At 63.4% G+C, this 6,565-nt stretch carries 6 protein-coding genes; 1 reads left to right on the forward strand and 5 read right to left on the reverse strand.

Annotated elements, in window-relative coordinates:
* The first annotated feature begins 59 nt into the window (after positions 1-59).
* The gene (locus tag HXO69_RS05155) at positions 60-761 is read left to right on the forward strand and encodes a hypothetical protein (RefSeq protein WP_296545706.1); all 702 of its coding nucleotides are present in this window, start codon (positions 60-62) and stop codon (positions 759-761) included.
* Between the two features lie 118 nt (positions 762-879).
* Here the strand turns inward: HXO69_RS05155 and HXO69_RS05160 are convergent, their stop codons facing one another.
* From HXO69_RS05160 to HXO69_RS05180, 5 genes are all read right to left on the reverse strand, one after another.
* Positions 880-1,389 (reverse strand): SRPBCC domain-containing protein, encoded by a 510-nt coding sequence (locus HXO69_RS05160; protein WP_005507177.1) that lies wholly within the window; start codon positions 1,387-1,389, stop codon positions 880-882.
* A 32-nt stretch (positions 1,390-1,421) separates the two neighbouring features.
* Positions 1,422-2,732, reverse strand: a complete 1,311-nt coding sequence (tgt, locus tag HXO69_RS05165; RefSeq protein ID WP_044150805.1) for a tRNA guanosine(34) transglycosylase Tgt — start codon at positions 2,730-2,732, stop codon at positions 1,422-1,424.
* Between the two features lie 124 nt (positions 2,733-2,856).
* On the reverse strand, positions 2,857-3,795 hold the full coding sequence (locus HXO69_RS05170; protein ID WP_296545709.1) for a Dyp-type peroxidase: 939 nt from the start codon (positions 3,793-3,795) through the stop codon (positions 2,857-2,859).
* A 115-nt stretch (positions 3,796-3,910) separates the two neighbouring features.
* Complete coding sequence (locus HXO69_RS05175; protein WP_044150801.1) at positions 3,911-5,173, reverse strand: glycoside hydrolase family 76 protein; 1,263 nt, start codon at positions 5,171-5,173, stop codon at positions 3,911-3,913.
* 163 nt (positions 5,174-5,336) lie between these two features.
* Complete coding sequence (locus HXO69_RS05180; protein ID WP_012904179.1) at positions 5,337-6,470, reverse strand: pseudouridine synthase; 1,134 nt, start codon at positions 6,468-6,470, stop codon at positions 5,337-5,339.
* Positions 6,471-6,565: the final 95 nt, after the last annotated feature.

A 6,565-nucleotide genomic window follows, 5' to 3' on the forward strand; every position in this document is an offset into this window, starting at 1 on the left:
CAGGTAGCGTCTTTAGAATACTGGGTAGGAACCCGAACCGATGACGCAGAAAGGTCACCATGCATCCGGCACAGAAGCACTCTACCCAGACTTCTTCTACTACTCTCCGCACCGCTAAGCGGTACAGCCCCGTAGCGCTCGGTGCCACGCTCCTACTGGCTCTGTCGGCGTGCTCCGGAGGAGCCACCACCGCCTCCCCGAGTGCCACCGCAACCCCCAGCCCGAGCGCTACGAGCGCGAAGGCAACCGCCAGCCCCACCCGCACCGCAACGGTTACTGAGAGCACCCCGACTGCCGGTACTGTTCACACCCCCACCGCGGAGGCGACCGTTACCCCGGGCACTATCACCACCGCAAGCCCTTCGGCAACCGTGCAGGCGAGCGCGGCGGCGAGCCCCTCCGCATCGGCGAAGACCGGTTCGAACGCTTCGGCGAAGGCATCGAGCACCGCGAGCCTGTCCAGCTCGGATGTTCAGTCTGCTGGCGGTAGCTGCGGCAGCATGGACGCTACCGGCTACCTGAAGCACAACGGAGTTGTTCAGGTGACCTCAGGTGCGGTGGATTGCCTGTTTGCGCGTGAGCTAGTCCGCCAGTTTGTGGTGCAGAACCCCGCCGAGGTGACCGATAAGGCGAATGGCGAGCGTACCGTTATGTCGGCGCGCTGCTACTGGAAGCCGGGTGACGGTGCGGATCGTGCGACCCCCGAGTGTGTGTCCCTGGATGGTGGTAGCACCGTCATTACCGTGAAGCTGACTAACTAGCCTGCGGCTCAACCCCGCAAGGTTTAGGCGTTAAACGCAAGCGCCGCGTTGACGACTCATTCGTCAACGCGGCGCTTTGCCGTCTCGAAGCTATCTCGAGGAGGCGGCACAGCAGGGCTTAGAGCTCCCCGCGGGCGCGAGCGGCGAGCACGTCATCCAGGCGGGCGAAGGTTGAACGCCAGGTGGTGCGCACCTCCTCATGGACCGAGGCGGGCATGGGGCCAATCTCGATAACGATGCGGGTACCGGAACCCACGCCGTCGGCGGTAATCACGGTTTCGGGGAAGAAACGGTGACGCTGGTACACCAGCACGCTGCCGGGGTTGCCCAGGTGGTCGGGCAGCTGCTCGGCGTACTCGAGCTCCTTGAACGGTTCAATGCTCAAAAAGCGGCTCTGCAGAATGCAGGACACCGAGGGATCGACCTCGTTAATCATAGAGAGGCGCTGCATGCCGCCGACGACGGGCTCCACGACAACGTCGGTGGGGCGCACGTGCCAGCCGGCGGGGCCGTACCAGCGGACCAGCAGTTCGGGGTCCAGGTAGGCGCCGAAGACGTCCTCGACCGGTGCGGCAATCTCGTGGTCGAAGACGAGAAGCTCCTCATCGGGAACATGAGTGATGCTCATAGGGTTCTCCTTACGCGGGTTGAAGAGCGGGTTTAGGGCTTCTTGCCGGAGTAATAGTTGCCGAGGAACTCGTCACGGTACTCGAAGTAGGTGCCGTCCTTGATAGCCTCGCGGGCGTCGTCCACCATGCGCACGATGAAACGCTCATTGTGGATGGAGGCGAGGGTCGCCGCCAGACGCTCGTCCGCTTTGAAGAGGTGGCGCAGGTAGGCGCGGGTGTAGTGGGTGCAGGTGTAGCAGTCGCAGCCCTCGTAGATGGGCGAGAAGTCTGCCTTGAAACGCGCGTTGGTGATGTTGTAGCGGCCGGTGGGGGAGTAGACGGCTGCGTTGCGTGCCACGCGGGTGGGGGAGACGCAGTCGAAGGTGTCCACGCCGTTTTCGATGCCGACGAAGATGTCGTCGGGTTCGGAGATGCCGAGCAGGTGGCGGGGCTTGGATTCGGGCAGCTCTTCGGCGCACCAGCGCACGATGGTGCCGAGGTTTTCCTTCTCGAGCGCGCCACCGATACCGAAGCCATCAAAGGGCATGGAGCCGAGGTCCTGGCAGGCCTTGCGGCGCAGGTCCTCGTACTGTGCACCCTGAATCACGCCGAACAGTGCCTGGTAGGGCTTGCCGACACGCTCTGCGGTCAGGCGCTGGTGCTCAGCGATGCAGCGCAGCGCCCACAGGCGGGTGCGTTCGAGTGCCTCCTCCTGGTAGCCGCGGGAGTTGTAGAGGGTGGTCAGCTCGTCGAAGGCGAACATGACGTCGGCACCGATCTGGTGCTGAACCTGCATGGACACCTCGGGGGTGAAGCGGTGAATCGAGCCGTCAATATGCGACTTGAAGTTCACGCCGTCGTCGTCAATGTGGGCGAGGCGTTCCTTGCCCTTTGCCACGTCGTCGTCGCCGAGGGGGCGGCCGTCGGCGCCCTTAGCGTCCGCGACGGTGCCCATGTCGATGACCTTCTTGAAGCCGGAGCCCAGGCTCATGACCTGGAAGCCGCCGGAGTCGGTGAAGGTGGGGCCGTCCCAGTTCATGAAGGCCCCCAGGCCGCCCGCCGCGTCCAGGATTTCGGGGCCGGGCTGCAGGTACAGGTGGTAGGCGTTGGAGAGCAGAGCCTGAGCGCCGAGCTCCTTCATGGACTCGGGCAGGACCGCCTTGACGGTTGCCTTGGTGCCCACGGGGGTGAAGGCGGGGGTCTGAATCTGTCCGTGCGGGGTGGTGATGACACCGGTGCGTCCGCGGAACTGTCCGCCGTTGGCTTCTACACGTTCAGCGCTGGGGGAGGCGGTGTCCGCCAGGCGGCTGGTGATGGTGAAGCCAAAGTCCTCGGTGGGGAAAGAGTTATCTAGAACGCTCATTCTTCTCTCGATTGTTTGCTTTCCGTCTGAATGTCTACACCCTAGCCTACCGGAAAACCCCGCCTCCTTTGCCGGGGGCGGGGTTCGCAAGAAGCTGGCCGGGCGCAGCTGGGTTTAACCAACCTTAGCCGGCGAAGTCGCCGAGCATATCTACGGTCGGCACGAAGAAGAGGGTGCCGGTCACCGCGGTGCTGAAGTCCAGCAGGCGGTCGTAGTTGGCGCCGTCCACTCCCATGAACATGTTCATGAGCATCTTCCGGACGGTCGAGAAGGTGCTGGCGTAGCAGATGAAGTAGGTGCCCAGTTCGTTGTTACCCACGGTGCCGAAGGGCATGTTGTCGCGAATAACCTTGAAGTCGTCACCGATATTGGCGATGGCGGAGTGCGAGTTGGCGGGCTTTTCGTCCTCGCTCATCTCGATGTCGTCGTGCTTGGATCGGCCGATGACCTTCTCCTGCTCGGAGACGGGCAGGGCGTTCCACGCGGTCATGTCGTGAATGTACTTCTGCACGAACTGGTAGCTGCCGCCCTTGTATGCGGGGTCCTCGTCGCCGATGAGGCCGAAGTATTCGCGTGCCGCGGGGGTCTGCGGGTTCTCGGTGCCGTCCACAAAACCGATGATGGAGCGGCCGTCCCAGTAGCGGAAGCCGTGCACCTCATCGAGCACCTCGGCAATATCGCGCAGAGCCGCGGTAATAGCGGACGCCATATCGTAGGCGACCGACGGCTGGGTTGCGCGGATGTGGAAGTGCAGATCGCCGGGAGTGGAGACCGCAGTGTGCTTGGGGCCCCTAATCTCCTCGAACTCCACGAGCTCCTGCGGCAGGGGCTTGGGCAAATCCAGGGTCAGCCAGGCGCTGTGGCTGATGCCCAGAACGACGTTAGCGTTCTCGGGCGAGTAGCGGTTAGCGGCGGTGTGGTTGAGGTTAATGACGAGCCCGCAGAGGTTCTGGAACCCCTCAACGAGCGCGTCCTGGGAGACGCCTTCCTTGAACTTCCAGACCATGAAAATGGTGTTGGCGTTCGGGCTGGCAGTGACCTGTTGTGATTCTGAAGCAAGCATAAAATTCACCGTACGCCCGTGTACACGCCCCCGCAATGAACCCAGCCCTAACCTTCTGCGCCAGCGTGAGAATACATTGGCGGGAGAAGATTAGGGCTGTATCAACGATAAGAATTTAGAAGCCGTGGGAGGCGAGGTCGCGGGCATGCGCCAGACGCGCCGCCGTCTCAAAAATAGTCCACGCCTGCACCTGAGTGGACAGCTCCACCGGCGCACCGGGCTTCACGACCTTACTCATCGGCTCGGTGAACCGCGGGGAGAACTGTACGAGCGCCTTACCGCGAATCTCGTTCGGGTCAATGCCGTACTCGTTCATCGGCAGGTCGGGGTCGAATTCGCGGCGGCCCTCCCACAGGGCGCGGGCGGTCGAGTACACCAGGGTCGAGGCGAGCGCTCGCGCCTCGTCACTGAGCAGCGGCGAGGATGCCGCCATGCCCAGGTAGCGCACGAGAATGCCGGTGAACAGGCCGCCGTCGCCGTCGCCGTGCGAGATGAGGATGCGGCGGCGCGCACCGGAGAGGAACTCCACCTCTTCGGTCATATGCTTGACGATGCCGACGATGAGGCGTTCGGCGCGTTCTGCGGGGTCCACCTCGCAGGGCACGCCGGAGGCGGCGAGGCTCAGCAGGGCACCCAGGGCGGTTCCCTGGTTGTAGGTGTATTCGCCGCGTTCGTAGTCGTACTCGTCGCCGCGCACGTTCACACCGTCAATATAGAGCGAACGTTCTGCATCCCAGAGGGTTTCATTCATCCAGTCCATGAGCGCGGCGGCAGTCTTTGGGTCACCCGCACGCACATACGCCAGGGCGGTCGGCGCGGTCGCCGCAGCATTCACGAAATCACGCTTGGACTTGCGCCAACTCATGCCGCCCACCGGGGAGAAACCCTTCGCCAGCTGCTCAAAGAGAGCCGCACCAGCATCCTGAGCGGCAACATCGTTCGCACCGGTCAGCTCAATGCAGAAGGAATTCATGCGGCCCACAGCGAGGGTCAGCCACGCCATATCGTCAAAGTAGTCGTTCGCGAAGCGGCCGTAGTTACGAACATTAATGCCGCGCAACAGCGCGCGGGCACGGTGCAACTCCTCCTGGGCGGCGGTGATATCGCCCTCGCGTAGGTGACGCTGGCCGGCATCAATCACACAGTCCAGCAGGTGCGCCTGCCACCAGTAATGCCAAATGTTCAGGCGCTGGCTCAGCGGGCGCGGGTCCGGCACCTGCACCGAACCGATGAGGGCGCCGGGCACGCCGAGGATGCGGTGCACGAAGGTGTCGGTGACGCTGGCGGCTGCGGCAGCGGCATGCGAGGAGGTGCGCTCGGCGTACTCGCTAATCGACTCCAGAGACTGCGCGTTGTGGGAAGACGGCTGGGAATTCATGGACCCTCTGTAGTTGCGGTGAAGTATTACGTCTGAAATTATCCCACTTTTTGCCCTCTGAACGCCCGGACGCTGTGGGCGGGCTCTCGGGTGTGACCCCTTTTCGAGAGCCCGCCGAGAAGATGCACCGCAGGGAACGGGATGAACGCCACTCAAAAACGGGTTAGGCGGCGGCAACCAGCGAGCGGCCGCTGTACAGGTCCACCCGCTCACCGGTGATGGGGTGTTCAAAGTGCAGGCTGTACGCCAGTAGCTGCAGCGGGTACTCGGGGCGGTCGGGTGCGTCGGGGAGTACCTGCGGATAGAGTACATCGCCCAAAATGGGGGAACCGAGCATATTCAGGTGCGCCCGCAGCTGGTGCGTCTTGCCGGTGTGAGGCGCCAAATCATAGAGCGCCCATTCTCTATTCGGTTCCGCGCGCCAGCCCTCAACCGCCTGCGCGCTCGGGGTGAAAGTCTGCAGAATCTTCGCGGTCGTGAGCGTATTCGGCTCCACGCCCTGCGCCGCGCACTGCTCCTCAGAAAGCTGCTGAACCTGCAGCTGGTCGCGAATCTTCTGAATATGTGAACGCACCTGTAGCCCCTCCGCACTCAGCGCCCGCTCGGCGGCGGCGGGGTCAGCGGGAACCGGCGCCACGGCGCGGTAGGTCTTCGACACCCGACGGTGCTGAAACATCATCTGGAAGGGGCGGCGCGCCTCCACGGTCTTAGCAAAAAGTAGCACGCCCGCGGTCGGGCGGTCCAGGCGGTGAATCGGAATCAGCAGCGGGTTCTGCTCACGCACCCGCAGCTTGGTCAGCGCGGTCTGCGCAATATAAGCACCGCGCGGGGTGGTCGGCAGAAAATGCGGCTTATCAATCGCCAGCACGTGCTCGTCCTCGTAGAGCACCGGCATATCGGAGGGTAGCTCCGGCTCATCGGCAAGCTCGCGGAAGTACCAGATGCGCTCGCCCGGCATGTAGGGGCTATCGCTGGTCAGCACCGTGCCGTCATCCAGGCGCACCTCGCCGGTGTTAAAACGGGCGTGAATAATCTGCGGGTCGTTCGGGTAGAAACGCGCAATCAGATAATCCGCGACGGTCGTCGGGGTGGTGCTGGTCGCGGAGCTACCGTTTGGGGCAAGCTCGGCGGGGAGCTCCTCTAGGTGCGGCAGAATCAGCTGAATCGGGTCAATGCCGTTCTTCTGTGCCAGCGGAGGGGTCAGGAGGCGGCGGTGTGTGCGGCGTGCAGGCTTCGCCTGGTAGTTTGCGCCGGGCTGCGTACTGGGCTGCGTGCGGGTGGTGTTCTGTGCGGGCATGGCTCTACTCTACCGCCTGAGCTCTAGTGTCTGGGCAGGGCAGAATTGGGGCTGAACATATGCGAGCCGAACTGGCTGCACTGAGCTGTGTACGG

Origin of the sequence: Rothia sp. (in: high G+C Gram-positive bacteria) (assembly GCF_015265375.1) — a bacterium.
Taxonomy (GTDB): domain Bacteria; phylum Actinomycetota; class Actinomycetes; order Actinomycetales; family Micrococcaceae; genus Rothia.